The organism is Streptomyces sp. NPDC059499, assembly GCF_042749285.1.
Classification (GTDB): domain Bacteria; phylum Actinomycetota; class Actinomycetes; order Streptomycetales; family Streptomycetaceae; genus Streptomyces.
Map to the genome: position 1 here is coordinate 64,313 of NZ_JBHYTT010000021.1, position 26,922 is coordinate 91,234.

A 26,922-nucleotide genomic window follows, 5' to 3' on the forward strand; every position below is an offset into this window, starting at 1 on the left:
CTCAACTCCCCTATGGCACAGGCTTGTTCCTTTCGGCAGGATCGGGTGGAGTGAGGCGATTCATAGGGGTTAGGCACCCCCGCGCATGCCGCATACCGGACGGGTGCCCCTGCCTGTTACCCGCGGTCCCTGTACGGGCGACACCGAAGTGTCCGAAGTTGACCGGTCCGGCGGGGCGCGAGCCGACCGGACCCGGCCGCACCGGTCGACGTACTAGGTAGGCGCACTTCTTTCGGGGAGTATTCGGGTCAATAAGCCCGCAGCACCCGGATCAGAAGTGGAAGAGTCATATCTATGCAGGTCTGGCCGGGACAGGCGTACCCCCTCGGTGCCACGTACGACGGCGCCGGGACCAACTTCGCGGTCTTCTCGGAGGCCGCCGACCGAATCGAGTTGTGCCTGCTGCACGACGACGGTTCAGAAACGGCGGTGGAGCTCCGCGAGACCGATGCCTTCGTCCGTCACGCCTACCTGCCCGGAGTGATGCCGGGTCAGCGGTACGGCTTCCGGGTGCACGGCCCGTACGAGCCGCAGCGCGGGCAGCGCTGCAATTCGGCGAAGCTGCTCCTCGATCCGTACGCGCGTGCGATCTCCGGGCAGATCAAGTGGGGCGAGGCGGTGTACGGCTACCCCTTCGGCAGGCCCGACGCGCGCAACGACCTGGACTCCGCGCCGCACACCATGAGCTCCGTGGTGGTGAACCCGTACTTCGACTGGGGCGACGACCGCCGCCCCCGTACCGACTACCACCGCACGGTGATCTACGAGGCCCATGTGAAGGGCCTGACGATGCTCCACCCGGGCCTGCCCGAGGAGCTGCGCGGCACCTACGCCGGGCTCGCCCACCCGGAGATCATCGCCCACCTCACCGAGCTCGGCGTCACGGCGATCGAGCTGATGCCGGTGCACCAGTTCGTCCAGGACCACCGTCTCGCCGACGCGGGACTCGCCAACTACTGGGGCTACAACACCATCGGGTTCTTCGCCCCGCACAACGCGTACGCCTCCTGGGGCGACCGCGGCGAGCAGGTGCTCGAGTTCAAGCAGGCCGTGCGGGCGCTCCACCAGGCCGGCATCGAGGTGATCCTCGATGTCGTCTACAACCACACCGCCGAAGGCAGCCATCTGGGGCCGACGCTCTCGTTCCGGGGTCTGGACAACGCCTCGTACTACCGGCTGGCGGACGACCAGCGGTACTACATGGACACCACGGGCACCGGGAACTCGCTGCTGATGCGGTCTCCGCACGTCCTGCAGCTGATCATGGACTCCCTGCGGTACTGGGTGACCGAGATGCACGTGGACGGCTTCCGCTTCGATCTCGCCGCGACACTGGCACGCCAGTTCCACGAGGTGGACCGGCTGTCGTCGTTCTTCGACCTGGTGCAGCAGGATCCGGTGGTCAGCCAGGTGAAGCTGATCGCCGAGCCGTGGGACGTGGGCGAGGGCGGCTACCAGGTGGGCAACTTCCCGCCGCTGTGGACCGAGTGGAACGGCAAGTACCGCGACACGGTGCGGGACCTGTGGCGGGGCGAGCCCCGGACGCTCGCGGAGTTCGCCGGGCGGCTCACCGGGTCTTCCGACCTGTACCAGGACGACGGCAGACGTCCTCTGGCCTCCATCAACTTCACCACCTGCCACGACGGCTTCACGCTGAACGACCTGGTCTCGTACAACGACAAGCGCAACGACGCGAACGGCGAGGGGAACCGGGACGGCGAGAGCCACAACCGCTCCTGGAACTGCGGTGCGGAGGGCGAGACCGAGGACAAGGAGGTCCAGGAGCTGCGCAGCCGTCAGATGCGCAACTTCATCGCCACGCTGATGCTCTCCCAGGGCGTCCCGATGCTGAGCCACGGCGACGAGTTCGCCCGCACCCAGCGGGGCAACAACAACGCGTACTGCCAGGACAACGAGCTCTCGTGGGTCCACTGGCCCGATCCGGCCGCCGCGGTCGCGCAGGACGGCGACGGCGCGGCCACCGGCGGCACGGACACGAGTCTGCTGGAGTTCACCCGGTCCATGGTCTGGCTGCGCCGGGACCACCCGGTCTTCAGACGCAGGCGCTTCTTCCACGGCCGTCCGGTGGAGGGCACGCACGACGAGCTGTCGGACATCGCCTGGTTCACCCCCAGGGGTGAGGAGATGACGCAGCGGGACTGGCAGGCCGCGCACGCCAAGGCCATGACCGTCTTCCTGAACGGTCGTGCGATCTCGGAGCCGGGGCCGCGCGGCGAGCGGATCTCCGACGACTCGTTCCTGCTGATGTTCAACGCGGGCGCCGACACCCTGGAATTCGCCGTTCCGATGAACCACGGGAGGCAGTGGCAGGTCGTCGTGGACACAGGCGTCCCGGACGGAGTGGCACCGGGTGCGGGTCCCAAGGTGTCCGCGGGTGACCGGGTGACGCTCATCGGGCGCAGCCTGACGGTGCTCAAGCGTCCGGCGTAGGCCAATGGTGTGCCCGGGGCGACCCGGGCGCCGCCGGTGGAGCCCTGGTACGTGGTCGAGTGACACAGAAGCCGTCAGGCTGGGTACGTACGTGTCCATGACGCCCACCGCCACGTACCGGCTCCAGCTCCAACCGGACTTCCCGTTCGCCGCCGCCGGACTCGCCGTGCCGTACATCGCCGCGCTCGGCGTCTCCCATCTGCATCTGTCCCCGGTCCTGGAGGCCGTGCCCGGCTCCGGGCACGGCTACGACGTCGTCGACCACGGCCGGGTGCGGGCCGAGCTCGGCGGGGAGGAGGGGCTGCGGCAGCTGGCCGCCACGGCACGCGCGCACGGTCTCGGGCTGATCCTGGACATCGTGCCCAACCACATGGCCGCCGCGCCCAGGCACAACCGGCAGCTGTGGGAGGTACTGCGTGAGGGGCCTTCGTCGCCGTACGCCCACTGGTTCGACATCGACTGGGCGGCGGGCGGCGGCAAGGTGCTGCTGCCCGTGCTCGCGGGGCGGATCGGCGACGAGTCCGGCCGCTTCGAGGTCGGCGCCCGCGACGACGGCTCGCCGGTGCTCCGCTACGGCGACCAGGAGTTCCCGCTGCGCGAGGGCACCGCGGACCTGCCCCTGCCGGAGCTCCTCGCCGCCCAGCACTACCGGCTCGCCTGGTGGCGACTGGCCCGTACGGAACTCAACTACCGGCGGTTCTTCACCATCTCCGAACTGATCGGCGTCCGTGTCGAGCACCCGGAGGTCTTCGCCGCCACCCACGCCAAGGTCTTGGAGCTGGTCGGTGAGGGACTCATCGACGGTCTGCGCATCGACCATCCGGACGGCCTCGTCGACCCCGCCGCGTACCTGGAGCGGCTCGGCGGGGCGACCGGCGGGCGGTGGACCGTGGTCGAGAAGATCCTCACCGGCTCCGAACCCCTGCCCGCCGGCTGGGCGGTCGCGGGGACGACGGGCTACGACGCGCTCCACCGGATCGACGGTCTGTTCACCGACCCGATGGGCGCGGCGGACCTGCTCGGCCGCTACCGCGACTTCGCGGGCCCGCCCGGCGACCGCGGCGGCTACTGGACCGCGACCGTCCGCCGGGCGGCGTACCGCGTCGTCACCCATGAGCTCGCCGCGGAGACGGAGTGGCTGACCCGCCTCGCCGTGCAGGCGTGCTCCGGGGATCCCGCACTCGTGGACCACGCCCCGTGGGCCCTGCACACGGCGGTGCGCGAGCTGCTCGTCCGGGTCCCGGTCTACCGTCCGTACGTCACGGCGGGCGGCCCGCTCACGGAGGTCGCGGAGTCGGCACTTCCGGCCGAGGCGGTCCAGGAGGCCAAGGCGGTCTTCTCCGTACCGCAGGAGGCGGCGGCCGTCGACGTGGTGCGGGACCTGGCGCTGGGCCGGCTCGGTGACGGGCCGGAGCACACGGCCTTCTGCGCCCGGTTCGCACAGACGGCGTCCGCGCTGCACGCCAAGTCCGTGGAGGACACCGCCTTCTACCGCTACGTTCCGCTGATCTCCGCGACCGAGGTGGGCGGCGATCCCGGACGGCCGGCGGTGAGCCCGGAGGAGTTCCACGCCTTCTGCGCCCGGCTGTCCCGCGACTGGCCGGCCACCGGCACGGTGCTGACCACGCACGACACCAAGCGCAGCGGGGACGTACGGGCCCGGATCGCGGTCCTGTCGGAGTGCCCCGAGCGGTGGGCCTCGCTGGTGGCGCAGCTGGCCCGGGCGACGACCGTGTCCGCTCCGGACCCTCAGCTGGCCTGGCAGGCCTGGCAGTCGGCGTACGGCTGCGCGAGCCTGCCGGCCGGGGAGATGACGGGCCGACTGGAGCCGGCGCTGCTGAAGTCCGTACGGGAGGCGGGCCTGTTCACCAGCTGGACGGAGCCGGATCCTGCGTACGAGCACGCGGTGAGCGAGTTCGTCGCGGCGGGCCCGGGCGCCGACACGGGCCAGGCGCGGGCGATGGTGACGCGGTTCGCCGACACCCTCGCCCCCTTCGTGCGGGCCAATGTGCTGGGCGCGGCGCTGGTGCATCTGACGATGCCGGGCGTCCCCGATTTGTACCAGGGCACGGAGCGGGAGTACATCGCCCTGGTCGACCCCGACAACCGCAAGCCGTTCAGCCGGCCTCCGGCCGACGTGCCCGACGAGAAGGCCGGTCTGACCGTGGCGGCGTTGGGGCTGCGGCGGGAGCGGCCCGGGCTCTTCGGCGAGTCGGGCACGTACGTCCCGCTGGCGGCACACGGGCCGGCCGCCGCCCACTGCCTGGCGTTCTGCCGCTCGGGCGAGGCCGTCACGGCGGTGACCAGGCTCTCGCTGAGGCTGGAGGAGGAGGGCGGCTGGGGCGATACGGCGCTGACGCTGCCCGACGAGGGCCCGTGGCACGACCTGCTGTCCCCCGGGCGGGAGTTCACGGGAACCACGGTCGCGGTGGCCGAACTCTTCGCCGAACGGCCGGTGGCGCTGCTGGTGAAGGCGGTGGGAGGAGAGCCCGCGGACGGCGGCTGAGCCGCGCCTCCGCTCAGGCCGGGGGTCCGGGCAGGGGGGCGGAGAGCCGGAAGGTCATCCGGCCGAAGCTCACCTGGTCGCCGTCGCGCACGGCTGCCGACCCGATGACCCGCTGGCCGTTGACGCAGGTGCCGTTCGTCGAGCCGAGGTCGCGCAGGATCCACCGGCTGCCGTGCGCGGTCAGTTCGGCGTGCAGCCGCGACACCGTCTCGTGGCTGAGCCGCAGTCCGTTGCCCGGGTCCCTGCCGATGCGCAGCGGGTGCGGGCCCGGCACGGGCAGGAGCAGTTTGGGCAGCCGCTCGGACTGCCAGGCCCTGCGCACCCCCGCGGGGAACGCGGAGACGCCGCCCACCGCACGGAAGAGCCTGCGGGACCAGCGCCCGCGGGTCTCCAGGTCGGAGGTGAGCGCCGCCAGTTCCTCGGAGCGCCGGGCCGTCAGGGCGAGTTCCATGCGTCGCAGGAAGGTGTCGTGGGACAGCTTCCCCTGCGCCGCGCCGTCTCTGAGCACACCGAGGACACGGTCGCGCTGGGCGTCGGACAGCCGCGCGGGGTACGTGTAGGGCTCGAAGGAGGACGTCACAGCACCGATTGTCGGGCCGAGAGGCCTGGGGTGTCCAGAAGGAGCCCGGTTCCTGTCGTTCTGACCTGCGGGGCGGCGGATAAATACCGCACACCGGCCGCACGGATGTTGTTATCGTCGCCCGCTGCCGTCCTTCGGCGGCCCACACCGCATCCAGGAGCCTTTGTGACCCTTGCACCAATGGAATTGACCGTCCGTCCGCTCACCGGAGCGGACGAGCTCGGTCTCTTCTGCCGTCTTCCGTACGTCCTCGACCACGAGCTCGCCGACGACCTCGCCACCGGCCGCCGCCGCCCCGAGTGGATGTGGGTGGCCCTGCGCGGCGACCGTCTCGTGGCCCGGATCGCCTGGTGGACGGGCCAGGACGGGGGCGCCCCGCAGTTCCTGGACTTCTTCGACCTGGACGACACCCTGCCGGAGCCGGAGCGCGGCGCGATCGGGCTGGAGCTGCTGGAGAAGGCGTCCGCCGCGGTCGTGCCCGCCGGGACGGTCCCGCCCGAGTACGGCCGTTACATCCCGCCGGACTGGCGCGAGGACCCGGCGGCGCGCGATGTCGTCGAGGCCCGGATACGGGTCATGGAGGCGAGCGGCGCGCGGATGCTGGTCGAGCGGCTCCGGCTGGAGTGGCGGGCGGGCACGCCCGTACCCCAGGACACCGGCCGGCTGGTGTTCCGCCCGGTCACCGGACGCGAGGACCTCGTGGCCCTGATGACCCCGGTGATGGCGGGCACCCTGGACGCGCACGGCCAGGCGGACCTGGCGTCCGGCCTGAGTGCCCGCGAGGCCGCGGAGAAGCAGTACGACGAGGAGTTCGCGGGTCTCAGGACTCCGCAGGAATGGTGGCGTGTCGCGGAGCTGCCGGACGGCCGACCGGTGGGCTTCGTCATTCCGGCCCGCAACAACTACCACCCGATGATCGCGTACATCGGGGTCCTGCCGGCGCACCGCGGGCACGGATACATCGACGACATCCTGGCGGAGGGCACGCGGGTGCTCGCCGCGCAGGACGTGGAGCGCATCAGGGCGAGCACCGACGTCGGGAACGTCCCGATGGCGAAGTCGTTCGAGCGCCTCGGCTACATCAACTTCGAACGCTCCTTCGACATGGTGTGGGACCGACCGTAAATCGGGTGGACGACCGGGCTCGGGGGCCGTACCGTCGGTGCGGAACCCAGGCCCCGGATGCGGAAGGAGGCGAGTCGGATGCGTACAGCTTCGTTCCCGCGCTCCCGTCCCGCCCGCAGGGCGGTGTCGGACTCGGTCTGACCGGGAGCGCACCACGCTTCTCGTCACGAGTCCCGGAGGACACCCAGTGACCGATACGGTCATCCGCGCGCTCACCCAGAGCGACGCACATCTTTTCCATTCCCTGCAGGCTCCCTGCCTCGTCGGCCGCGCCGCGTTCGGCCACCGCTACGCCACGGTTCACGACGGCGGTGAGTACCGCCCCGAGTGGACCTGGGTCGCTCTGCGCGACGGGGTCGTCGTCGCCAGGGCGGCCTGGTGGGGCGGCCCCGACGACACCGAGCCCGTGCTGGTCAACTACTTCGACTTCGCCGAGGGCGAGGAGGGGGCGGCCGCCGAACTGCTGCGCCGTGCGCCGTGGTCGGTCGAGTACGAGCTGATCGTGCCGGCCGGCTGGCGGGACGCCCCCGAGGTGCGGGCAGCGGCCGGGGCACGGATCGCCGCGGCCGAGGCGGCCGGTATGAAGCTGCTGGTCGAGCGCTACCGCTACGAATGGACGCCCGGCGACGGTCTGCCCGAGCGGCCCGGCAGGCTCGACTTCCGGGAGGAGCCGGACGACGCGGTGATCCTGGACGTCCTGCGGCGGGTCCACTCCGTGACGCTGGACGCCCATGCCCGGCGTTCCATCGAGGGCCCGGGCGGCCTGGAGCAGGCGGCCCGGGAGGAGCTCGACTTCTTCAACTGGTGCCCCTCACCACGCTCCTGGTGGCAGCTCGCCCACACCCGGGACGGCAGGCTCGCCGGAATCCACGTTCCGGCGCGCAATCCGGGCGGGCCGTGCGTCGGCTTCATCGGGGTCGTGCCCGAGGCGCGGGGGCACGGCTACGGATACGACCTGCTCGTGGAGACCACGCACTTCCTGGCCGGTCAGGGTGCGACGTCGATCGCGGGCGCGACCGACCGGGGCAACACGCCGATGGCTGCCGCGTTCTCCCGGGCCGGTCACCGCATCGTGCAGGAACGCATCCACCTGGTGTGAGCCACCCGTTGCCGCCGGGGCGTTCAGCCCGTCCCGGCGGCGCGCTGGGCGCTGATCACGTCGCGGTACCAGGCGTACGACTGTTTGGGAGTGCGCCGCAGGGTCTCGTAGTCGATGTGGACGAGACCGAACCGCTTGCTGGCGCCCTCGGTCCACTCCACGTTGTCGGTCAGTGACCAGGTGAAGTAGCCGCGCACGTCGACGCCCGCGTCGATGGCCGTGCGCAGCGCCCCCAGGTGTCCTTCCAGGAAGGCGATGCGCCGGCCGTCGGCGACGGGCTCGTCGACCGCGCAGCCGTTCTCCGTGATGTAGACGGGCGGCAGCCGGTCGCCGAAGCGGCTCTGCAGCTCGCCGAGCGTCTCGGCGAGCCCTTCGGGGACGACGGGCCAGCCGAAGTCGGTCGTGTCGTACCCCTCGATCTCCCTGATTCCGAAGGGGAGTTCGGAGGGCATCGTGTAGCCGGAGAAGGAGTCCAGCGCCTCGGGCCTCGGGGCGCCCACGAGGGTGGGGTTGTAGTAGTTCACCCCGTACCAGTCGAGCGGCGTCGAGATCACCTTCAGGTCGTCCTCGACCGGGCCCGGCATCAGGGCGGCGAAGCCCTCGTCGGGGTAGCGGCCGGTGAGGACGGGGTCGGCGAACAGCCAGTTGGTGAGGGTGTCGTAGAGCTCCGCCCCCAGGCGGTCCTCCTCGGTCTCCCCCGCGGTCCACACGGGCGTGTGCGAGAGGGCGATGCCGATGTTGTCGGCGCCCGCGGCACGCAGCGCCCGTACGGCCAGTCCGTGGGCCAGGAGTTGATGGTGGGCGGCGGGCAGCGCGTCGAACAGGAGGGTGCGTCCGGGGGCGTGCTCACCGAGTGCGTAGCCGAGCATCGTCACCTCGGCCGGCTCGTTGATGGTGATCCACATGGGTACGCGGTCGGCGAGGCGCTCCGCGACGATGCCCGCGTACTCGGCGAAGCGGTAGGCGGTGTCCCGGTTGAGCCAGCCGCCGGCCTCGTCCAGCGGGAGCGGGGTGTCCCAGTGGTAGAGCGTCGGGGCGGGGGTGATGCCGTGGGCGCAGAGTTCGTCGACGAGCCGGTCGTAGAAGTCCAGCCCCGCGGGGTTGAGCGCGCCGCTGCCGCCCGGCACGACGCGGGGCCAGCTGATGGAGAAGCGGAAGGCGTCCGCGCCGAGTCCGGCGAGCAGGGCGACGTCCTCGCGGTAGTGCTCGTGGAAGCCGGTGCCGCGGGTGGTGTCGGTGCCGTCCTTGATCCGTCCGGGCTGCGCCGCGAAGGCGTCCCAGCCGGAGGGCCCCTTGCCGTCGGCGTCGAACGCCCCTTCGGTCTGGAAAGCGGACGCGGAGGCTCCCCAGAGGAATCCGGGTGGGAACGTCGGCACGGTCATCTCGGCCTCCAGCAGCCGTAAGGGGGATCTTGTGTATCACTCTCCGGGGTGCCACGGCTACCGTCGCCCGCCCGACGGTGCCGGACCCCGGAACTTCCCTTCGCGGAGGCGGCCTTCACGGGTCGTCGGGCGGGGGCGGTCGCTCACATCATCGCGACGACGACCTTCCCGGCCTTCGCGCGGCCCTTCTCGACGTACTCCATGGCTTCCCGGGTCTGCTCGAACGGGAAGACGCGGTCGACGACGGGACGGATCCTCCCGGCGTCGATGAGCGGTGCGAGTGTCCGCAGTTGGTCGCCTCCGGCCGTCATGAACAGGAACGAGTACGTCACGTTGCGGCGCTTGGCGCGCCGCCGCGTCCGGAAGCTCAGCGCGCTCATCGCCAGTCGGAGGACCGCGTTCAGGCCCAGTTCGCGGGCGAGGGCCGCATCGGGCGGACCTGCGACGCTGATGACCTTTCCGCCCGGTCTGAGTACCCGCAGGGACTTCTCGAGCGTTTCGCCGCCGACGGTGTCCAGGACGACGTCGTAGCCGTGGAGGACCGTCTCGAAAGCCTGCTTCCGGTAGTCGACGACGACGTCCGCGCCGAGCTCCTTCACCAGGTCGACGTTGGCCGTGCTCGCGGTGGCGGCCACGTGCGCGCCCAGGTGCTTCGCGAGCTGGACGGCGACGGTGCCGACGCCGCCGGAGCCCCCGTGGACGAGGACCTTCTGGCCCGGCTGCACCTGGGCCCGCTCGACCAGCGCCTGCCACGAGGTCAGGGCGACCAGCGGAAGGGACGCGGCCTCCTCCATGGTGAGCGTGGCCGGTTTGATCGCCACGTCGTCCTGGTGGACGGCGATGAGTTCGGCGAACGTGCCGATGCGGTCCTTGTCGGGCCGCGCGTAGACCTCGTCGCCCACCGCGAACCGCGTGACGGCCGGACCCACCCGGACCACCACTCCGGCGAGGTCGTTGCCCAGGATGAGCGGAAGGCGGTACGGCGTGACTGCCTTGAAAGCTCCGTCGCGGAGCTTGAGGTCGAGCGGGTTGACGCTCGCCGCGTGGATCCGCACCAGGATGTCGTCGGCACCCACCTGCGGGTCGGGCACCTCACCGGCGTGCACGCCGGCCTTGTCGCCGTACCGCTCGATCATGAAGGCCTTCATCGTCGTCTCCGTCCTCTCCTCGTCCGCGAAGGGACGGGGTCCGTGCTCATCCTGGGCTTCCTTCCTTACGGGACATCTTCTTTCGGACATCGGTTCATCGGTGCGGCGGTCCGCTTCTCACGCCGCCTCCGGCGAAGCGGCCAGGTTCCGCCTGACGTACCGGGTGGTCTCGTCGGCGAGGATCTCGGGCAGGCCCGTCTCGATGCCGTGCAGGGCCTGTGCGGCAACGGCGGCGGGATCGGCCTTCTGATCGGCGGGAACTCCCGCGGCCATGTCGGTGTCCATGTATCCGACGTGCAGTGCCGAGACGGTGATGCCGCGGGGTGCCAGTTCCTCCCGGGCCGCGTCGGTCAGCGCCCATGCCGCGGCCTTGGCCGCGGCGTAGGACCCGAGGCCGGCCGGGTGCAGCCAGGACAGGACGGACAGGACGTTGAGGACCGCGCCGCCGCCGTTGCCCTCGATGACGGGGGTGAAGGCCCGCGTCACCACGAGCGGCCCGAAGAAGTTCGTCTCCATCTCCAGGCGGACCGCGTCCAGGCCGCCCGCGATCAGCGGGGTGGCGGTGGAGATACCGGCGTTGTTCACCAGCAGCGTGGCGTCGGATGCCGTGCGGGCCGCGGCCCGGACCGATTCCTCGTCCGTCACGTCCAGCCGCAGGGGGATGACACCCGGCAGGTCCACCGTCTCCGGTCGGCGGGCAGCCCCATACACCTTCGCTCCGCGCTCCACGAGCTGGGCTGCCAGATGCCGCCCGAGCCCTCGGTTGGCGCCGGTGACCACCACGATCGCGTCCTTGAGTTCCATGCCTGCTCCCAGGTGTTGCGGGCGACGAGCGGCCCGTGAGAATTAGATTATGACTGCAATCTAAACACCGGTCTAGAATAGATGCCAATCGACATCCAATCGGGAGGTGGCCCATGGGCCGCGTATCGCAGGCACAGGCGGAGGAGAACCGCAGGCGGGTCGTGGAAACCGCCTCCCGGCTGTTCCGGGAGCAGGGGACCCACGTCAGCGTCGCCGATCTCATGAAGGCGTCCGGCCTGACGCACGGCGGCTTCTACAAGCAGTTCGCCTCCAAGGAGGCGCTCGTCGACGAAGCCACCGCCCACGCGTTCGCCGAGCTCACCCGGCGCCGCGACGACGGCCTCGAGCGGTACGCCGGGCAGCGCGACGCCGCCCAGCGGGCGCTGATCGACACCTATCTCTCCGTCGAGCACCGTGACGGCAGGGCGGACGGGTGCCCCGCGGCCGCACTCGCCGGCGACATGGCGCGCGAACCCGGAGACCGTGAGGCCCGCCGCGTCTACACCGAGGGGGTGGGCGACTTCGCGGAGTGGCTCGCGACGGAGGACCAGGACGGCATCGCCCGGCTGTGCACCATGCTCGGCGCACTCGTCCTGGCCCGGGCCACCGAGGGCTCCCCGCTCTCCGAGGAGATCCTCACCGCCGCGCGCGCTTCGTTGACGGCCGGCGACTGAGCCCACGGACCGAGGAACCCCATCCGGTCCATCCTCGTCACCACTTCCCGGGCACTCCACGTATGAGCGGAACCCGGTAGGGCAATGATCAGAACCAGACGCTGATCGCCAGAACGGGCTCGCTCCGGTCCCCCGGTGCCCCGAGTGCGACTTCCGCCGATCACGGGGCCCGTCGCCGGGCATCCGGTTCATGGACGAGGAGTGGTGAATGCAGTTCGACGTGTGGGCCCCGCGAACCGAGTCGGCCGTGCTGCAGACCGCGGACGGGCGGCAGCCCATGGAGCGCGATCCGCTGCGGGAGGGCTGGTGGACGGCCGAGGCCGAGGCGGCCGACGGTGACCGCTACGGCTTCGTGCTCGACGACGGACCCGTGCTCCCCGATCCGCGTGCGCGCCGCCAGCCGGACGGACCCGACGGCGAGAGCGCGGTCGTCGACCACGAGGCCTACACCTGGCGCGGCGACTGGGCGGGGCGGGGGCTGCCGGGCGCCGTCCTGTACGAGCTGCACATCGGTACGTTCACGGAGGCGGGTACCTTCGACGCCGCTGCCGAGCGCCTGGGCCATCTCGTGGAGCTCGGTGTCACCCATGTGTCGCTGATGCCCGTCTGCCCCTTCCCCGGAACCCATGGCTGGGGGTACGAGGGGGTGTCGCTGTGGGCCGTGCACGAGCCGTACGGCGGCCCGGAGGGACTGAAGCGCTTTGTCGACACGGCGCACGGCCTGGGTCTCGGGGTCGTCCTGGACGTGGTCCACAACCACCTCGGCCCCTCGGGCAACTACCTGCCGGCCTTCGGCCCGTACTTCACCGACACGCATCACACGCCCTGGGGCTCGGCCGTCAACCTCGACGCCCCGGGCTCGGACGAGGTCCGCTCGTATCTGCTGGGCAGCGCGCTCGCCTGGCTGAGGGACTACCGCCTGGACGGGCTGCGCCTGGACGCCGTGCACGCGCTGGCCGACAGCAGGGCGCTCACCTTCCTGGAGGAGCTGTCCGGGGCCGTCGACGCCCTCGCCGCCGAGCTCGGCCGGCCGCTCTCCCTGATCGCCGAGTCCGACCTCTGCGACCCGCGCACGACCACCCCGCGCGAGGAGGGCGGCCTCGGGCTGCACGCCCAGTGGAACGACGACTTCCACCACTGCCTGCACACCGCGCTCACCGGCGAGTCCACGGGCTACTACGCAGACTTCGCCTCCGCCCCGCTGGCCGCCCTCGCCAAGACCGTCACCGGCGCGTTCTTCCACGACGGTACGTACTCGAGCTTCCGGGGCCGTACGCACGGCCGCCCCGTCGACGTCACCCGCACCCCCGCCCACCGCTTCGTCGGCTACGCCCAGACCCACGACCAGATCGGCAACCGGGCCCTCGGCGACCGGCTCGCCGCCACCCTCTCCCCCGGGCTCCAGGCCTGCGCGGCGGCCCTCGTGCTCACCGGCCCCTTCACCCCGATGCTCTTCATGGGCGAGGAGTGGGGCGCCCGCACCCCCTGGCAGTTCTTCACCGACCACACCGACCCGGATCTCGCCAGGGCCGTACGCGACGGCAGGCGGCGTGAGTTCGCGGAGCACGGCTGGGCGGAGGAGGACGTCCCCGACCCGCAGGACCCGCTCACCCGCGCCCGCTCCTGCCTCGACTGGAGCGAACCCGAGCGCGAACCGCACGCCCGCGTCCAGGCCTGGTACCGCGAGCTGATCGCGCTGCGCCGGGCCATGCCCGACCTCTCCGATCCCGATCTGGCCTCCGTCAGGACGGCGTACGACGAGGAGGCGCGCTGGCTGGCGTTCCGCAGGGGCGATCTGCGGGTCGCGGTCAACCTCTCCGGGAAGCCGGCCACCATCGCGCTGGGCGGCGGACGTCACCGCACCGGCGGGGGCAGGGTCCTGGCCGCCTGGGAGCCGGTCGACGCACCGGGCAGCGACGGGCTGCTGCACCTGCCGCCGGAGTCGTGCGTGGTTCTGGCCGACGACTGAACAAGGCACTCGGGGCTGAACAAGTCCCTTGCCTTCGGGTGCACTTCAACTCGTAGCTTCGTCACCGGGCAACGGGAACAAGTGAAGGGGACCCCATGAAGCAGCGATTCCTCGGCCGTTCGGGGCTGCGCGTCAGTGAGCTCTGCCTGGGCGCCATGACCTTCGGCCAGGACACGGACGAGGCGAGCGCCCACCGGATCCTGGACGTCTTCACGGAGGCGGGCGGGACGTTCATCGACACCGCCGACGTCTATCACCGCGGCGTCTCCGAGGAGATCGTCGGCCGCTGGCTGAAGGGCCGCAGGCGGGACGACCTGGTCGTCGCCACCAAGGTGTTCGGGACGATGGGCGAGGCGCCCAACGCGGGCGGCCTGAGCCGCAAGCACATCGTGTCGGCCGTGGAGGCGAGCCTGCGACGGCTCGGCACGGATTACATCGACCTCTACCAGACCCATGTGTGGGACGCCACGACGCCCGTGGAGGAGACCCTCTCGACGCTCGACACCCTGGTGAAGGCGGGGAAGGTGCGCTACCTCGGCGCGAGCAACCTCTCCGCCTCCCAGCTCCAGCGTGCGCAGGACCTGGCCGGGAGGAACGGCTGGGAGCGCTATGTGAGCCTCCAGCCGCTCTACAACCTGCTGGCCCGCGAGCTGGAGTGGGAGCTCGTCCCGGTGAGCCTGGCGGAGGGCGTCGGCATCATCCCCTGGAGCCCGCTCCAGGGCGGCTGGCTGACCGGGAAGTACCGGCGGGGCATGACCGCCGCGGCGCCCGGCACCCGCGAGGCCCGCTACCAGGAGGAGTTGGGTCGCGAGGCCTGGCGGGAGCGGGACAACGAGGAGACCTGGCGGGTCGTCGAAGCGCTCGTCGCGGTCGCCGAGGAGGCGGAGCGCACCCCCGCGCAGGTGGCGCTGCGCTGGCTCCTCGGCCGTCCCGGCGTGACCGCGCCCATCATCGGGGCCCGCACCGTCGAGCAGCTGGCCGACAACCTGGGCGCCGTGGGCTGGGAACTGACGCCGGACCAGGAGACGCGGCTGGACGAGGCCGGCGCGCGTCCGCTGCCCTACCCGTACGACGTGCTGCACCGCTTCCGCGACCGTGAGCCGCAGGATTGATCAGTCGACGACCGCCAGTTCGCGCGGGGTGTTGTTCAGCCGCCGGCCACCGTCCTCGGTGACGGTGACGATGTCCTCGATCCGGACACCGAAGCGGCCCGGGAGGTAGATGCCGGGCTCCACGGAGAAGCACATGCCGGGTACCAGCGGCTGCTCCTCGCCCTCGATCATGTAGGGCGGCTCATGGGTGGTGACACCGATGCCGTGGCCGGTGCGGTGGATGAAGCGCTCGCCGTAGCCGAATTCGGTGACGACGGCGCGCGCCGCCCGGTCGATCTCCTGGCAGGCGATACCGGGCCGCACCGCGTGGAAGCCCGCCTCCTGCGCCTCCCGTACGACGTCGTGCACCCGCTGCTCCTCCGCGGTGGGTGCGCCGACGTGCACCGTACGGGAGGTGTCCGAGCCGTAGCCGTGCTTGAGGCCGCCGAAGTCGAGGACGACCATGTCGCCCTGCTCGATGGTGCGGTCGCCGGCCTCGTGGTGCGGGTTGGCACCGTTGGGACCGGAGCCGACCACGGTGAAGTCGACCTGTGAATGGCCGAATTCGACGAGCAGGGCGGAGAGATCCGCGGCGACGTCGGTCTCCTTCCGGCCGGAGAAGCGGACCTTCAGGATCCGTTCGTACGTGGCGTCGGCGGCGGCCCCCGCCGCGGCGAGCCGCTCCAGCTCGGCGGCGTCCTTGACCGCGCGCAGCATCGGCAGGGCTGCGGTGAGGGAGGCGTACGAGGTGGCGGGAAGGAGCTCCTGCAGCGCGAGCAGGTGCAGCGCCCAGGCGTTGTCGCTGACACCGAACCGGCCCTTGTCGCCGAGCAGTTCGGCGGTCAGGGCGTACGGGTCCGCGGCGTCGGTCCAGTCCCGCAGGGTGAGGACGGGAGCGCCGACGGCCCGTTCGGCGTCCGCGGCCTCCAGGGCCGGGACGACGAGGACGGGGTCGTGGCCCGCCCTGATGACGAGCAGGGTGAGGCGTTCGGTGGCGGCGGTCGGCCGGTACCCGGTGAGGTGGACCAGGTCGGGGCCCGGCGCCACCAGGACGCCCGCGAGGCCTGCGGCGTCGGCGGACTCGGCCGCCCGGGTCATCCGGGCCCTGTAGTCGTCGGCGGTGAAGGGTACGGGCTGGTCGGGGCTGGGCATGGCGGACCTCCTGGCGGGACGACGCGGCACACAGCATCCTGCCCGTACGTGCCGGTGGACGCGAACGCATTCGGGGCGCGCCGTGAAGCCGTACGACCGGGCCGCCCCGGCGCGACGCCGGGCGGTCGACCGGGCCGGCTACTTCGTCCGGGCGCCTGCCGCCGTGCCGCCCGCCCGGTCGTCGGCGTCCAGCATGCGCCGGAGCAGCGCGGTCAGCGTCTCGCGTTCGGCGGGTGACAGACACGCCAGGAACGCCTCCTGGGACTCCTCGGCCACCTTGAGCAACCGGCGCTGGAGCGCGCCGCCTTCCTCCGTCAGACCGACCACCTGCCGCCGCCGGTCCGCCTTGTCCCGGGCCCGGTACACCAGGCCGCGCTCCTCGACGAGGTCGAGGTAGCCCCCCAGGTGGCTGCGCTGGAATCCCAGCCGTTCCGCCAGTACGTGCTGCGGCAGCGGCCCGAAGTCCGCGAGGGCGGTCAGCGTGGCGAAGTGGGGCAGCCGCAGGTCGTACTCGCCCACGGACGCGACCAGTGCGTCGTGGCCGATGCGCCCCACATGGCTGGCGAGGTACGAGGGCAGTGCCAGCAGGCCCGGCGGGCGGGAGCCCCGCTCCGTGGCCTCGGAAGGGACCGCGCCGTCGGGCCCGCACTCGGGGGATTCGCTCATGCACGCATGCTATCCGGTCAGTGACTGGACGTAAGAATTACGTCATGTAATGATTCCGCCGTGCTATTAATTCGACGCTCCGCCCGCACCCCTGCCCAGCCGCCGACGGCGGACCCGCGACGCCGCACCGCGGCACCTTTCGCGGCCCTCCTCCTCGCCGTGCTGTCCTTCTCGCTGATGCAGACGATGGTCGTCCCGGCGCTCCCCGGCCTCCAGCGCGAGTTCAACGCCTCCGCGACCGCCGTCTCCTGGGTTCTCAGCTCCTTCCTGCTCACCGCATCGGTGGCCACCGCACTGCTCGGCCGGGTGGGCGACATGTTCGGCAAACGGCGGGTGCTCCTCGCGAGCCTCACCGTCTTCGCGGCCGGCACCCTGCTGGCCGCGCTGTCCGACTCGCTCGGGCTGCTGATCGCGGCCCGCGCCGTCCAGGGCGTCGGCTCGGCCGCCTTCCCCCTGGCTTTCGGGATCGTGCGCGACCAGTTCCCGCGTGAGCGCGTGCCTCTGGCGATCGGCCTGATCTCGTCGACCTTCGGCATCGGCTTCGGCGTCGGGCTCGTCATCCCCGGCCCCCTGATGGATGCCCTGAACTGGCACTGGATCTTCTGGACCGGCCTGATCGTGATCCTGGCGGGCATCGTGGCCGTGGCCGCGTTCGTCCAGGAGCCCCCGGGACGCTCACCGGGGCGCATCGACTGGGCCGGCGTGGTGCTGCTGAGCGCCGGCATCGTGGCCCTGCTGATCGCCATCAGCCAGGGCAGGTCCTGGGGTTGGGCGTCGGGCGGCATCATCGCCCTCTTCGCGACGGCCGTCGTACTCCTCGCGGTCTTCACGTACGTCGAGAAGAAGGTCCGCGAGCCCCTGATCGACATCGAGCTGCTGCGCCGTCCCGCTGTCCTGTCCAGCCACATCACGGCCCTCGTCATCGGCTTCGGCATGTACGGCGCGTTCACTCTCGTACCGATGCTCGCCCAGACCCCCACCGGGGCCGGGTACGGCTTCGGGGCCTCCGTCACCGAGTCCGGACTGTTCATGGTCCCGATGGCCGTGACCATGTTGATCGCCGGCCCGCTCGCCGGACGGATCGGCGCCGCCGCGGGCTGGAAGCTGCCGCTGGTGCTCGCCTGCCTGATCGGGGTGGCCGGCTTCGCCGTCTACGCCACGGCCCACGACAGCGAGTGGGCGATGTACGCCGGCTCCGCGGTGCTCGGCACCGGTGTCGGGTTCGCCTTCGCGGCCCTGGCCAACCTGGTCGTCAGCGCGGTCGACCGGAACCGGACCGGAGAGGCGACCGGCATCAACACCGTCATGCGGACCGTCGGCGGTTCGCTCGGCGCGCAGATCGCGGCCTCCCTCGTGGCGGCCCGGACGGTCCCGGGCACCCGGCTGCCCGCCGAGTCCGGCTACACCACCGCCTTCGCGATGTCGGCGATCGCCCTGGCCGTGGCCGCCCTCGTGGCGCTCGCCGGCCCGGGAGCACTGTGGCGCACGGCCACCCCACCCGTTACCACCCCGGACGAAGACCCGTCCACCGCCTAGGAGTTGGCCCACATGCCCGACTACGGACACAACCTGCTCTTCGGCACCGTGCTGATGCCGTCGGCCGGACAGGCCGAGGACGCGGTGGCCTCGGCACAGGCCGCCGACCGGGCCGGCCTGGATCTGGTGAGCGTCCCGGACCATCCGTACCGGCCCGGTCTGCTCGACGCCTGGACGGTGCTCTCCTTCATCGCCGCGTCCACCTCCCGGGTGCGGGTCTTCCCCAACGTCGCCAGTCTGCCGCTGCGGCCACCCGCCCTACTGGCCCGCGCCGCGGCCGGCCTGGACCGGCTCAGCGGCGGCCGGGTGGAGCTGGGGATCGGAGCGGGGGCCTACTGGGACTCCATCGCCGCCGACGGCGGGCCGCGACGCACCCCTGGCGAGGCGGTGCGGGCGACCCGAGAGGCCGTCGAGGTCATCCGGGCGCTGTGGACCGAGGGCGGTAGCGTCCACGTCGACGGCGAGCACTACAGGCTCGATGGCGCGTCCTCCGGCCCCGCTCCCGCACACCCCGTCGGAATCTGGATCGGCGCGATCGGCCCCCGGATGCTGGACCTGACCGGGTCCGTCGCGGACGGCTGGCTGCCCAGCGTGCCGCACGTGCCGCCGGGGCGACTCGCGGCAGGACACCGGATCATCGACGAGGCAGCCGTCCGTGCGGGCAGGCCCCCGGAGGCGGTGCGCCGCCTCTACAACCTCTCGCCGGGACCGGGCGGCTTCCCGGAGGGGCAGCCCGGGGCCTGGCCCGAGCAGCTCGCCGCTCTGGCGCTGGAGCACGGGACGAGCGCCTTCCTGCTGCCCGTCCAACAGCCGCGCCTTCTCGAACTGTTCGCCGCCGAGGTGGCGCCGGCCACCCGGGAACTGGTGTCCGCGGCACGCCGGAGCGGTACGGACACGGCGTCCGGCGACCGTCCGCGTCCCCCTGCGGAGGAGGCGGGCAGCGACCTGCCGCACGGGCGCGGAGGATCGCTGCCGGAACGCCTGTCCGTCCGTGCGACGCCCGACGACCGCGTGCGCCTGTCGGCCGAACGGCTGTGGGACGAGTCGACCCGCCCCACGGGGCCCGCCGTCGACCCGGATCGACGGTATGCACGCAGCGCCCAGGAGCCGGCCCGCAATCTCGTCGCCGCCCACGACCGGCTCCGCTCGGACCTGGACCGACTGCGCCACGTGGTACGGCAGGTACTGGAGGACGGTGCGGATCCCGGTGGGGCCAGGTCCGGGATCCAGAAGCTGAGCGTGCGCCGGAACAGCTGGGCGCTCGGCGCGTACTGCGCCTCCTACTGCCAGGTGACCACCCTGCACCACACACGGGAGGACCAGGACCTCTTCCCGCACCTGCGCCGGTCCGAGCCGCTCCTGGCACCGGTGCTCGACCGGCTGGCCGAGGAGCATCACGCCGTGCGGGGAGTCATCGACAGGCTCGACCGCGCGCTCGTCGCCTTCATCGGGGACGGTTCGGGCAGGGACGGCCTGAAGGCCGCCGTCGACCTGCTCGCGGACGCGCTGCTGTCCCATCTCGCCTACGAGGAGCGCGAACTGATCGAGCCGATGGCGCGGTTCGGCACCGGCTGGTGACAGCAGGCCCGCCGACCCGGCTCCTCGGGGCGGGAGCCCGGAGGTGTCAGGGCGTGTCCGGCAGCCGCACGACCAGGTCGGCGCGGTCGCGGTACCGCTCCACCAGCCGGGCGTTGGGTTCGTCGGAGCGGGCGACCCAGCGCTCCGCGTACGGGCGGGGCTTGCCGAACCGCACGTGCCGGTCGACGAGCCTGCGCGTCCGCAGCCCGGGATCGACGTCGACGAACCACACCTCGTCGAGCAGCGCGCGGACCGGCGTCCAGGGCCCCTCGGCCAGGAGCAGGTAGTTGCCCTCGGTCACCACGAGCGGGGTGTCCTGAGGGACGGGTACCGCCCCGGCGATCGGCTCCTCCAGACTCCGGTCGAACGCCGGCGCGTACACAGGGTCCGGACCGTCGGGGAGGCGCAGCCGCCGGAGCAGGGCCGCGTATCCCGCGGCGTCGAAGGTGTCCGGGGCTCCCTTGCGGTCGGCACGGCCGAGGCGCTCCAGCTCGGCACCGGCCAGATGGAAACCGTCCATCGGGACGAGGACGGCGTGTCCTTCGAGCGACTCGACGAGCCGGGCGGCCAGGGTGGACTTCCCGGCTCCGGGCGGTCCCGCGATGCCGAGGATGTGGCGCCCGCCCGGGGAGGCGAGACGGCGGGCGCGGGCCGTCAGCTCGGTGAAGTCGCTCGTGGCCATGCCGGGCATTGTCCACGGGTGCGCCGTGGCGGCGTTAGTGTTACGTATAACCGACGTGCAGCCGTACAGACGCGCGTATCCGTCCCTCCGAGGAACCCGAGGCCCCCCATGTCCCATATCGCCCTGGTCACCCTGGTCGTTCGCGACTACGACGAGGCTCTCTCCTTCTATACGGACGCGCTCGGATTCGAGCTCGTGGAGGACACGGACCGGGGCGACGGCTCGCGCTGGGTCGTCGTGCGTCCGCGCGGCACGCAGGGCACGGGGCTGCTGCTGGCGCGCGCGAAGGGCGACGCCCAGCTGGCGGCCGTCGGGGCGCAGGCGGGCGGCCGGGTCGGCCTCTTCCTGCACACCGAGGACTTCGCGGGCGACCATGAGCGGATGCGGGCCGCCGGGGTCCGCTTCCTGGAGGAGCCGCGCCACGAGGTCTACGGCTCGGTCGCGGTCTTCGAGGACCTGTACGGCAACCGGTGGGACCTGCTGCAGCCCGCCTGAGCTGCGCCGGGGCGTGCGCGGGAGCTGCCATGCTCCGCGCACGCACGGCCGCGGGCTACGCCAGCCCCGCCGCCGACCCCAGTGCCTCCAGGACCGGCCTGATCAGCGGATGCCCCTCGGCGCCCTGCCGCACCGCGGCGAAGACCCGCCGGGTCGGGGCGCTGCCCTCCACGGGCCGTACGACGACGCTGCCGAGGTCCATGCCGCGCAGCGCCGAGCGGGGCACCAGCGCCACCCCGGCGCCCGCCCCGGCCAGTGCGACCACCGCGTGGAAGTCGTCCGAGGAGTGCTCCAGCTGAGGTTCGAACCCGGCGTACTCACAGGCCAGGACCACCACGTCATGGCAGGGGTTGCCGGGGTACGGGCCGATCCACGGGTCCTTGGCGAGGTCCGCGACGGCGACGTGCTCCTGCCCGGCGAGGCGGTGGCCGACCGGCAGCACCGCGTCGAAGGGCTCGGAGTAGAGCGGCACCCGGGTGAGGCGCCGGTCGTCGTCACCGGGCGCGCCCCGGTACTCGACGGCGACGGCCACGTCGACCTGCCGGTCCAGCACCATCGGCACGCTCGCGTCGCCCTCGGCGTCCTGCACACGGACCCGGATGCCGGGGGCGGTGCGCGTCAGCTCGGCGATGGCGGGGGCCAGGACGAGGCCGATGCCCGTGGCGAACGCGGCGACCGTGACCGTGCCCGCCACACCTGCGCCGTAGGCGGCGAGCTCCGCCTCCGCCCGCTCCAGCTGGGCGAGCACCTCGTTGGCGTGGGTCAGCAGGATCTCCCCTGCCGCGGTGAGCCTGGCACCCCGCGCACCGCGCTCGACCAGGCGGTGTCCGGTCTCCTGCTCCAGGGCGGCGAGCTGCTGGGAGACGGCGGAGGGAGTGAGGTAGAGCGCGGCGGCTGCCGCGGTCACCGTGCGGTGGTCTGCCACCGCACGGAGAATGCGCAGCCGCCGTGCATCGATCATGCGCTCATTGTCCCAGGTCGGCGGAGACCGGCGACTACTCCCCCAGCGCGGCCCGCGCGTCGATGAACGCGTCCACCGCGCGGTTGACGTCGTCGGTGGAGTGGGCGGCGGAGAGCTGGACGCGGATGCGCGCGGCTCCCTGCGGGACGACGGGGTACGAGAACCCGATCACGTACACACCGCGCTCCAGGAGCAGCTCCGCCATCCGGCCTGCCTTCGCCGCGTCCCCGATCATGACGGGGGCGATGGCGTGGTCACCGGGCAGGATGTCGAAGCCCTCCGCCGTCATCCGGGACCGGAAGAGCGCGGTGTTGGCGTTGAGCCGCTCGCGCAGGTCGCCGGCGGACTCCAGCAGGTCGATGACCTTGAGGGAGGCGGCGGCGATGACCGGGGCGAGCGAGTTGGAGAAGAGGTACGGGCGCGAGCGCTGGCGCAGCAGGGCGACGATCTCGGCGCGCGCCGCGACGTAACCGCCGGAGGCGCCGCCCAGCGCCTTGCCGAGCGTGCCGGTGATGATGTCGACGCGGTCCATGACGCCGTGCAGCTCGGGGGTGCCCCGGCCGCCTGGCCCGACGAAGCCGACGGCGTGCGAGTCGTCGACCATGACCATGGCGTCGTAGCGGTCGGCCAGGTCGCAGATCTCCGCGAGCGGGGCGACGTATCCGTCCATGGAGAACACGCCGTCGGTGACGACGAGGCGGCGCCGGGCCCCGGAAGCCTCCTTGAGCTGCTGCTCCAGGTCTGCCATGTCGCGGTTGGCGTAGCGGTACCGCTTCGCCTTGGAGAGCCGGATGCCGTCGATGATGGAGGCGTGGTTGAGGGCGTCGGAGATCACCGCGTCCTCGGGGCCGAGGAGGGTCTCGAAGACACCGCCGTTGGCGTCGAAGCAGGAGGAGTAGAGGATCGTGTCCTCCTGGCCGAGGAAGGCCGAAAGGCGCTGCTCCAGCTCCTTGTGGACCTCCTGGGTGCCGCAGATGAAGCGGACCGACGCGAGCCCGTAGCCCCAGCGGTCCAGCGCCTCGTGGGCGGCGGCGACGACCTCGGGGTGGTCGGCGAGGCCCAGGTAGTTGTTGGCGCAGAAGTTGAGGACCGCGCCTGAGCGCCCCCCGGAGGTGACGCCGACGGTGGCGGACTGCGGGGTCCCGATCACCCGCTCGGGCTTCTGGAGTCCGGCGTCCCTGATCTCGTCGAGGGTGAGGCGCAGGTCGTCGCGTACGGAGTCGAACATGAAGGATGTCTCCCAGGTGGGTACGGGCCGGGGTGCGAGGTGGGGCCGGTGGGTCAGGCGGCCCAGTCGAGCAGGACCTTGCCGCCGAGGCCGCTCGCGGCGTCGTCGAAGGCGGCTTCGAAGTCGCGGTACCCGTACCGCCCGGTGATCACGGGGGCGAGGTCGAGTCCGCCCTCCAGCAGGACGGACATGGCGTACCACGTCTCGTACATCTCACGGCCGTAGATGCCCTTGATCGTGAGCATCGAGGTGACGACGCGGGACCAGTCGACGGGGAATTCGGTGGCGGGCAGCCCGAGCATGGCGATGCGGCCGCCGTGCGTCATGTTCGCGATCATGTCCTGCATCGCCTCGGGGCGGCCGGACATCTCCAGACCGATGTCGAAGCCCTCGCGCAGGCCGAGGTGGCGCTGGCCGTCGGCGATGGTCTCCTTGCTGACGTCGAGGGCGAGGCTGACGCCGACCTTCCTGGCCAGTTCGAGACGGGCCTCGCTGACGTCGGTGATGACGACACTGCGGGCGCCCGCGTGGCGGGCGACGGCGGCGGCCATGATGCCGATCGGTCCCGCGCCGGTGATCAGCACGTCCTCGCCGACCAGCGGGAACGACAGCGCGGTGTGCACGGCGTTGCCGAACGGGTCGAAGATCGCGGCGATGTCGAGGTCGACCTTGTCCCGGTGCACCCACACGTTGGAGGCGGGCAGCGCCAGGTACTCGGCGAACGCCCCGTCCCGGCCGACACCGAGGCCGAGGGTGGAGCGGCAGAGGTGGCGCCGTCCGGCCAGACAGTTGCGGCACTTCCCGCAGACCAGGTGGCCCTCACCGCTGACCAGGTCACCGATCTTGATGTCGACGACGTCGGCCCCGAGGTCCGCGACCTCGCCGACGAACTCGTGGCCCAGGACGAGCGGGGTGCGCACGGCCTGCTGCGCCCAGCCGTCGTAGTTCCGGATGTGCAGGTCGGTGCCGCAGATTCCGGTGCGCAGGACCTTGATCAGCACGTCTGCGGGGCCGATCTCCGGCTCCGGCACGTCCATCAGCCAGAGTCCCGGCTCGGCCTTGTGCTTCACGAGTGCCTTCACGGCTGCGGCTCCCTGTACCTGGTACCTGGTGAATACCCCGGGCCGGGGGCATGCCGAAGGCGGCCTGCGGCCCGGGGTGCATGGGGGTACGGCGACGGGAAAGGGCGAAACACCTGCGTTCGTACGTCCTACGAACGCCGTGATCCGCCGCCCACTGCCGTCACAACGACAGTGCCGTACGCCGGGCCCCAGGTCCATCGAGGATTTCTTAAGCTCCGCCGCAGCTGTGCTTCACACCGCGGTGGCGGAGGCGCCGCGCCGCTGCCGGCCGGTTCGTCACGCAGGGCCTCCCGTGCGGCGAAAGCGGCGTCTGCCCGGTGGTGCGGGCACGGGCTCCTCGGCGATCGTGGGCTCGATGCCGGGCAGGGCGAGCATCACGGCGGACCGGTCCGCTATCAGCCGCACGACGTCCTCGGGCAGCCAGCCGATCGACCCGTGCGGGGCCTCCTCGACGATGCGCTCGTCGAGCTGTCGCGCTGTCGGCCGGTCCGCGGGGTTCTTGGCCAGGCAGTCGGCGACCAGGGCGCGCAGTGCGGTGTCGCCGATCCCTTCCAGGTCGGGTTCGTCGTGCACGGTGCGGTACAGCAGTGCGTCCACGGCCCCGCTGCCGAAGGGCGGCCTGCCTGTGGCGGCGTACGCGAGGAGGCAGCCCAGTGAGAACACGTCGCTCGTGGGGCCCGGGGCCGTACCGTCCGCGGAGGCCTGCTCCGGCGACAGGAAGCCGGGGGTGCCGACGACGATGTCCGTGGCGGTGAGCACGGTGGCGTCACCGGCCCGCGCGATGCCGAAGTCGATGAGCCGCGGCCCGTCGACGGCGAGCAGGACGTTTCCGGGCTTCACGTCGCGGTGGACGAGTCCGGCCGTGTGTACGGCGGTCAGGGCACGGGAGAGCAGCTGACCGAGCACCCGCACGCTGCGGGCGGGCAGCGGTCCGCAGCGGGTGACCGCCTCGGCGAGCGAGGGGCCGGGTACGAACACGGTGGCCAGCCAAGGGCGTTCGCCCTCGGTCTCGGCACCGATGACCGTGACGGCCCACGGGCTGCGCACGCTGCGCGCGGCCTCGACCTCACGGCGGAACCGGGCCCGGAACTGGTCGTTCCCCGCGTACTCCGGGAGGATCACCTTGATGGCGGCGGTCGCTCCCTCGTCCGTACGGCCGAGGTAGACCACCCCCATGCCACCTGCGCCGAGGCGTCCGAGCAGCCGGTGCTCGCCGATGCGTGCGGGGTCCGTGGGCCGAAGCTCGTCCACCGGTTCCTCAGCTCCGCTTCCCGAGGCCGGACCCGAGCCGTACCAGCATGTCGGCCTGCCTCTCGGCCACCAGTTCTGAGAACTCACCGGCCTCGCGCGTCGTCTCCTCGGGCGACTCGGCCGTCTCCCACCGCGCGTCAGCGGGAATGCGGTGTCTGCGAATCATCCCGAGGTGCGCCACGAGCCCCTGACCCCCATCTCCCGGATGCGGCTTCGATCATAGGAGGGCCGTTTCGACGGGCACGGGGATCCGGCCAACTGCTGCACCCGTAGGAGAGCGGGGACACGGTGCAACGGACCGGCCGGTCACCGCACTCGGCTCCTGCCGGATCAGGGGCGGGGCCAGGGGCGCCCGTCGAGGTGCTCGATGTCGGTGTTGAAGCGCTTGAGATACGTGGCGAAGGCGGCGACCTCCTCCGGATCCCACTCGGCCATGACCTTCTCCAGGCCGCGGATGTTGGCGGACCGCTCGGCGTCGAGGTCGTGCGCGCCCTCTTCGGTGATGCGGAACTTGCGGGCGATCCCCCCGTCGGGGTCCGGGATGCGCTCGACGAGCCCGGCCCGCAGCATGGCGGCGGTCTGCCGGTTCAGCGTGGAGGCGTCCAGCCCGAAGGCGTCGCTGAGCTGCCCGATGGACATCGGGCCCTCCATCCGAATGCGGCTGAGCAGGGTGTACGCGCTGCGGTCCAGGTTCTGGCTGTTCCGCCTCAGCCGGGGCGCGCTCAGCTGGAGGTGCCGCCCGAGCAGCATGGTCTCGAACTCGATCAAGTGCGTGGGCTTGTCCATGGTCCTTCTCTCGGCTGTCTTGCCGTGCGCCGGGGCTCTCAACTGCAGATATACCACCACGGCGAAGGGCCCCACGTCAGCCGCCCGACCGGTGCCGGGGTTCACGGCAGCCGGCCGACCGGGCATTTAGGTATGTTGACATAGGTATCCTGGAGTACCTATGCTGCGGACATGCCCGACTCCAGCGCGCCCTCCCAGGACGTCGACCGCGTGGCCTCCGCGCTCGTGACGGTCCTGCCCGCGCTGCAACGGAGTCTCGAACGGCATGTCGGCCGCGAGTTCCCGCACCCCCGTCTGCCGGAGGGCCAACTCGCCCTGCTGTTCCTCGTCGAGGAACGTGAGGGCATCACCGTCCGCGAGGCCGCGGAAGCACTGATGATGAAGCCGAACAACGCCAGCGCCCTCGTCTCCCGGCTCACCGAGCTGGGACTCCTGGAGCGCAGGCAGGACACGGCCGACAAGCGGGTCGCCCATCTGTATCCCACGGCCACGGCCCGGGAGCGGCTCGCCGAGGCGCGGCTGCTCAAGGAGGGCTGTGTGGCGCACGCCCTCCACACCCTCACCGATGGTGAGCTCGACGCTCTCGGCGCGGCTCTGGGCGCGCTGACGTCACTGAACCTGCGGCTCCGCGCCTCCGCCGGCTGACACCCGGTCCCTGACCGCGGCGACTCCTGTC

The 26,922-nt window shown here is 71.9% G+C and carries 23 protein-coding genes and 1 pseudogene; 11 read left to right on the forward strand and 13 right to left on the reverse strand.

Annotation, left to right across the window (positions count from 1 at the left end):
- Window positions 1–294 precede the first annotated feature (294 nt).
- Both glgX and treY read left to right on the forward strand, forming a co-directional pair.
- Window positions 295–2,451, forward strand: coding sequence for a glycogen debranching protein GlgX (gene glgX, locus ACFW9O_RS33165; RefSeq protein WP_384614515.1), 2,157 nt, complete (start codon window positions 295–297; stop codon window positions 2,449–2,451).
- A 97-nt stretch (window positions 2,452–2,548) separates the two neighbouring features.
- Window positions 2,549–4,957 (forward strand): malto-oligosyltrehalose synthase, encoded by a 2,409-nt coding sequence (treY, locus tag ACFW9O_RS33170; protein ID WP_384614517.1) that lies wholly within the window; start codon window positions 2,549–2,551, stop codon window positions 4,955–4,957.
- 13 nt (window positions 4,958–4,970) lie between these two features.
- On the opposite strand, the gene ACFW9O_RS33175 is transcribed toward treY, so the two are convergent.
- Window positions 4,971–5,537, reverse strand: a complete 567-nt coding sequence (locus ACFW9O_RS33175) for a DUF1707 and FHA domain-containing protein (RefSeq protein ID WP_329206252.1) — start codon at window positions 5,535–5,537, stop codon at window positions 4,971–4,973.
- A 180-nt stretch (window positions 5,538–5,717) separates the two neighbouring features.
- Here ACFW9O_RS33175 and ACFW9O_RS33180 point away from each other — a divergent pair, with 180 nt between their 5' ends.
- Both ACFW9O_RS33180 and ACFW9O_RS33185 read left to right on the forward strand, forming a co-directional pair.
- The gene (locus ACFW9O_RS33180; RefSeq protein ID WP_384614519.1) at window positions 5,718–6,662 is read left to right on the forward strand and encodes a GNAT family N-acetyltransferase; all 945 of its coding nucleotides are present in this window, start codon (window positions 5,718–5,720) and stop codon (window positions 6,660–6,662) included.
- Between the two features lie 187 nt (window positions 6,663–6,849).
- Window positions 6,850–7,761: a GNAT family N-acetyltransferase gene (locus ACFW9O_RS33185; RefSeq protein WP_384614520.1), complete on the forward strand. Its 912-nt coding sequence runs from the start codon at window positions 6,850–6,852 to the stop codon at window positions 7,759–7,761.
- Window positions 7,762–7,784: 23 nt separating this feature from the next.
- Here the strand turns inward: ACFW9O_RS33185 and ACFW9O_RS33190 are convergent, their stop codons facing one another.
- The 3 genes from ACFW9O_RS33190 to ACFW9O_RS33200 all read right to left on the reverse strand — a co-directional run bounded on the left by ACFW9O_RS33190 (window position 7,785) and on the right by ACFW9O_RS33200 (window position 11,095).
- Window positions 7,785–9,143 carry a GH1 family beta-glucosidase gene (locus ACFW9O_RS33190; RefSeq protein WP_351170998.1) on the reverse strand — a complete coding sequence of 453 codons (1,359 nt, stop codon included), beginning with the start codon at window positions 9,141–9,143 and terminating at the stop codon, window positions 7,785–7,787.
- A 143-nt stretch (window positions 9,144–9,286) separates the two neighbouring features.
- Window positions 9,287–10,291: an NADP-dependent oxidoreductase gene (locus tag ACFW9O_RS33195; RefSeq protein WP_384614523.1), complete on the reverse strand. Its 1,005-nt coding sequence runs from the start codon at window positions 10,289–10,291 to the stop codon at window positions 9,287–9,289.
- A gap of 117 nt (window positions 10,292–10,408) precedes the next feature.
- Window positions 10,409–11,095 carry an SDR family oxidoreductase gene (locus tag ACFW9O_RS33200; protein WP_384614525.1) on the reverse strand — a complete coding sequence of 229 codons (687 nt, stop codon included), beginning with the start codon at window positions 11,093–11,095 and terminating at the stop codon, window positions 10,409–10,411.
- 113 nt (window positions 11,096–11,208) lie between these two features.
- Between ACFW9O_RS33200 and ACFW9O_RS33205 the strand changes: the two genes are divergently transcribed.
- The 3 genes from ACFW9O_RS33205 to ACFW9O_RS33215 all read left to right on the forward strand — a co-directional run bounded on the left by ACFW9O_RS33205 (window position 11,209) and on the right by ACFW9O_RS33215 (window position 14,850).
- The gene (locus ACFW9O_RS33205) at window positions 11,209–11,769 is read left to right on the forward strand and encodes a TetR/AcrR family transcriptional regulator (RefSeq protein WP_384614527.1); all 561 of its coding nucleotides are present in this window, start codon (window positions 11,209–11,211) and stop codon (window positions 11,767–11,769) included.
- Window positions 11,770–11,977: 208 nt separating this feature from the next.
- Window positions 11,978–13,738 (forward strand): malto-oligosyltrehalose trehalohydrolase, encoded by a 1,761-nt coding sequence (gene treZ / locus ACFW9O_RS33210; RefSeq protein ID WP_384614529.1) that lies wholly within the window; start codon window positions 11,978–11,980, stop codon window positions 13,736–13,738.
- 95 nt (window positions 13,739–13,833) lie between these two features.
- Window positions 13,834–14,850, forward strand: coding sequence for an aldo/keto reductase (locus ACFW9O_RS33215; protein ID WP_384614531.1), 1,017 nt, complete (start codon window positions 13,834–13,836; stop codon window positions 14,848–14,850).
- Here ACFW9O_RS33215 and ACFW9O_RS33220 read toward each other — a convergent pair whose 3' ends face one another.
- Both ACFW9O_RS33220 and ACFW9O_RS33225 read right to left on the reverse strand, forming a co-directional pair.
- The gene (locus tag ACFW9O_RS33220) at window positions 14,851–15,981 is read right to left on the reverse strand and encodes an aminopeptidase P family protein (RefSeq protein ID WP_384614532.1); all 1,131 of its coding nucleotides are present in this window, start codon (window positions 15,979–15,981) and stop codon (window positions 14,851–14,853) included.
- A gap of 138 nt (window positions 15,982–16,119) precedes the next feature.
- On the reverse strand, window positions 16,120–16,647 hold the full coding sequence (locus tag ACFW9O_RS33225) for a MarR family winged helix-turn-helix transcriptional regulator (protein ID WP_384614534.1): 528 nt from the start codon (window positions 16,645–16,647) through the stop codon (window positions 16,120–16,122).
- Window positions 16,648–16,707: 60 nt separating this feature from the next.
- Here ACFW9O_RS33225 and ACFW9O_RS33230 point away from each other — a divergent pair, with 60 nt between their 5' ends.
- Both ACFW9O_RS33230 and ACFW9O_RS33235 read left to right on the forward strand, forming a co-directional pair.
- Window positions 16,708–18,183, forward strand: a complete 1,476-nt coding sequence (locus tag ACFW9O_RS33230; protein WP_384614535.1) for an MFS transporter — start codon at window positions 16,708–16,710, stop codon at window positions 18,181–18,183.
- Between the two features lie 12 nt (window positions 18,184–18,195).
- Window positions 18,196–19,761: an LLM class flavin-dependent oxidoreductase gene (locus tag ACFW9O_RS33235; protein ID WP_384614537.1), complete on the forward strand. Its 1,566-nt coding sequence runs from the start codon at window positions 18,196–18,198 to the stop codon at window positions 19,759–19,761.
- A gap of 46 nt (window positions 19,762–19,807) precedes the next feature.
- On the opposite strand, the gene ACFW9O_RS33240 is transcribed toward ACFW9O_RS33235, so the two are convergent.
- Window positions 19,808–20,443, reverse strand: a complete 636-nt coding sequence (locus tag ACFW9O_RS33240; RefSeq protein ID WP_384614539.1) for a nucleoside/nucleotide kinase family protein — start codon at window positions 20,441–20,443, stop codon at window positions 19,808–19,810.
- A 108-nt stretch (window positions 20,444–20,551) separates the two neighbouring features.
- On the opposite strand from ACFW9O_RS33240, the gene ACFW9O_RS33245 reads away from it, so the two are divergent.
- Window positions 20,552–20,938 carry a VOC family protein gene (locus tag ACFW9O_RS33245; RefSeq protein ID WP_351171030.1) on the forward strand — a complete coding sequence of 129 codons (387 nt, stop codon included), beginning with the start codon at window positions 20,552–20,554 and terminating at the stop codon, window positions 20,936–20,938.
- Between the two features lie 55 nt (window positions 20,939–20,993).
- Here the strand turns inward: ACFW9O_RS33245 and ACFW9O_RS33250 are convergent, their stop codons facing one another.
- From ACFW9O_RS33250 to ACFW9O_RS33275, 6 genes and pseudogenes are all read right to left on the reverse strand, one after another.
- The gene (locus ACFW9O_RS33250) at window positions 20,994–21,899 is read right to left on the reverse strand and encodes a LysR family transcriptional regulator (protein ID WP_351171033.1); all 906 of its coding nucleotides are present in this window, start codon (window positions 21,897–21,899) and stop codon (window positions 20,994–20,996) included.
- A gap of 34 nt (window positions 21,900–21,933) precedes the next feature.
- Window positions 21,934–23,127 carry a glycine C-acetyltransferase gene (locus ACFW9O_RS33255; protein WP_384614541.1) on the reverse strand — a complete coding sequence of 398 codons (1,194 nt, stop codon included), beginning with the start codon at window positions 23,125–23,127 and terminating at the stop codon, window positions 21,934–21,936.
- 53 nt (window positions 23,128–23,180) lie between these two features.
- On the reverse strand, window positions 23,181–24,209 hold the full coding sequence (tdh, locus tag ACFW9O_RS33260) for an L-threonine 3-dehydrogenase (protein WP_384614543.1): 1,029 nt from the start codon (window positions 24,207–24,209) through the stop codon (window positions 23,181–23,183).
- Between the two features lie 300 nt (window positions 24,210–24,509).
- A pseudogene (locus ACFW9O_RS33265) lies at window positions 24,510–25,460 on the reverse strand (serine/threonine-protein kinase); the annotation flags it as partial.
- Between the two features lie 7 nt (window positions 25,461–25,467).
- Complete coding sequence (locus tag ACFW9O_RS33270) at window positions 25,468–25,626, reverse strand: hypothetical protein (RefSeq protein ID WP_384614545.1); 159 nt, start codon at window positions 25,624–25,626, stop codon at window positions 25,468–25,470.
- 164 nt (window positions 25,627–25,790) lie between these two features.
- A complete protein-coding gene (locus ACFW9O_RS33275) occupies window positions 25,791–26,246 on the reverse strand; it encodes a MarR family transcriptional regulator (RefSeq protein WP_351171042.1) in 456 nt (151 codons plus the stop codon).
- A gap of 171 nt (window positions 26,247–26,417) precedes the next feature.
- Between ACFW9O_RS33275 and ACFW9O_RS33280 the strand changes: the two genes are divergently transcribed.
- Window positions 26,418–26,891, forward strand: a complete 474-nt coding sequence (locus tag ACFW9O_RS33280) for a MarR family winged helix-turn-helix transcriptional regulator (protein WP_384614546.1) — start codon at window positions 26,418–26,420, stop codon at window positions 26,889–26,891.
- The last annotated feature ends 31 nt before the right edge of the window (window positions 26,892–26,922 follow it).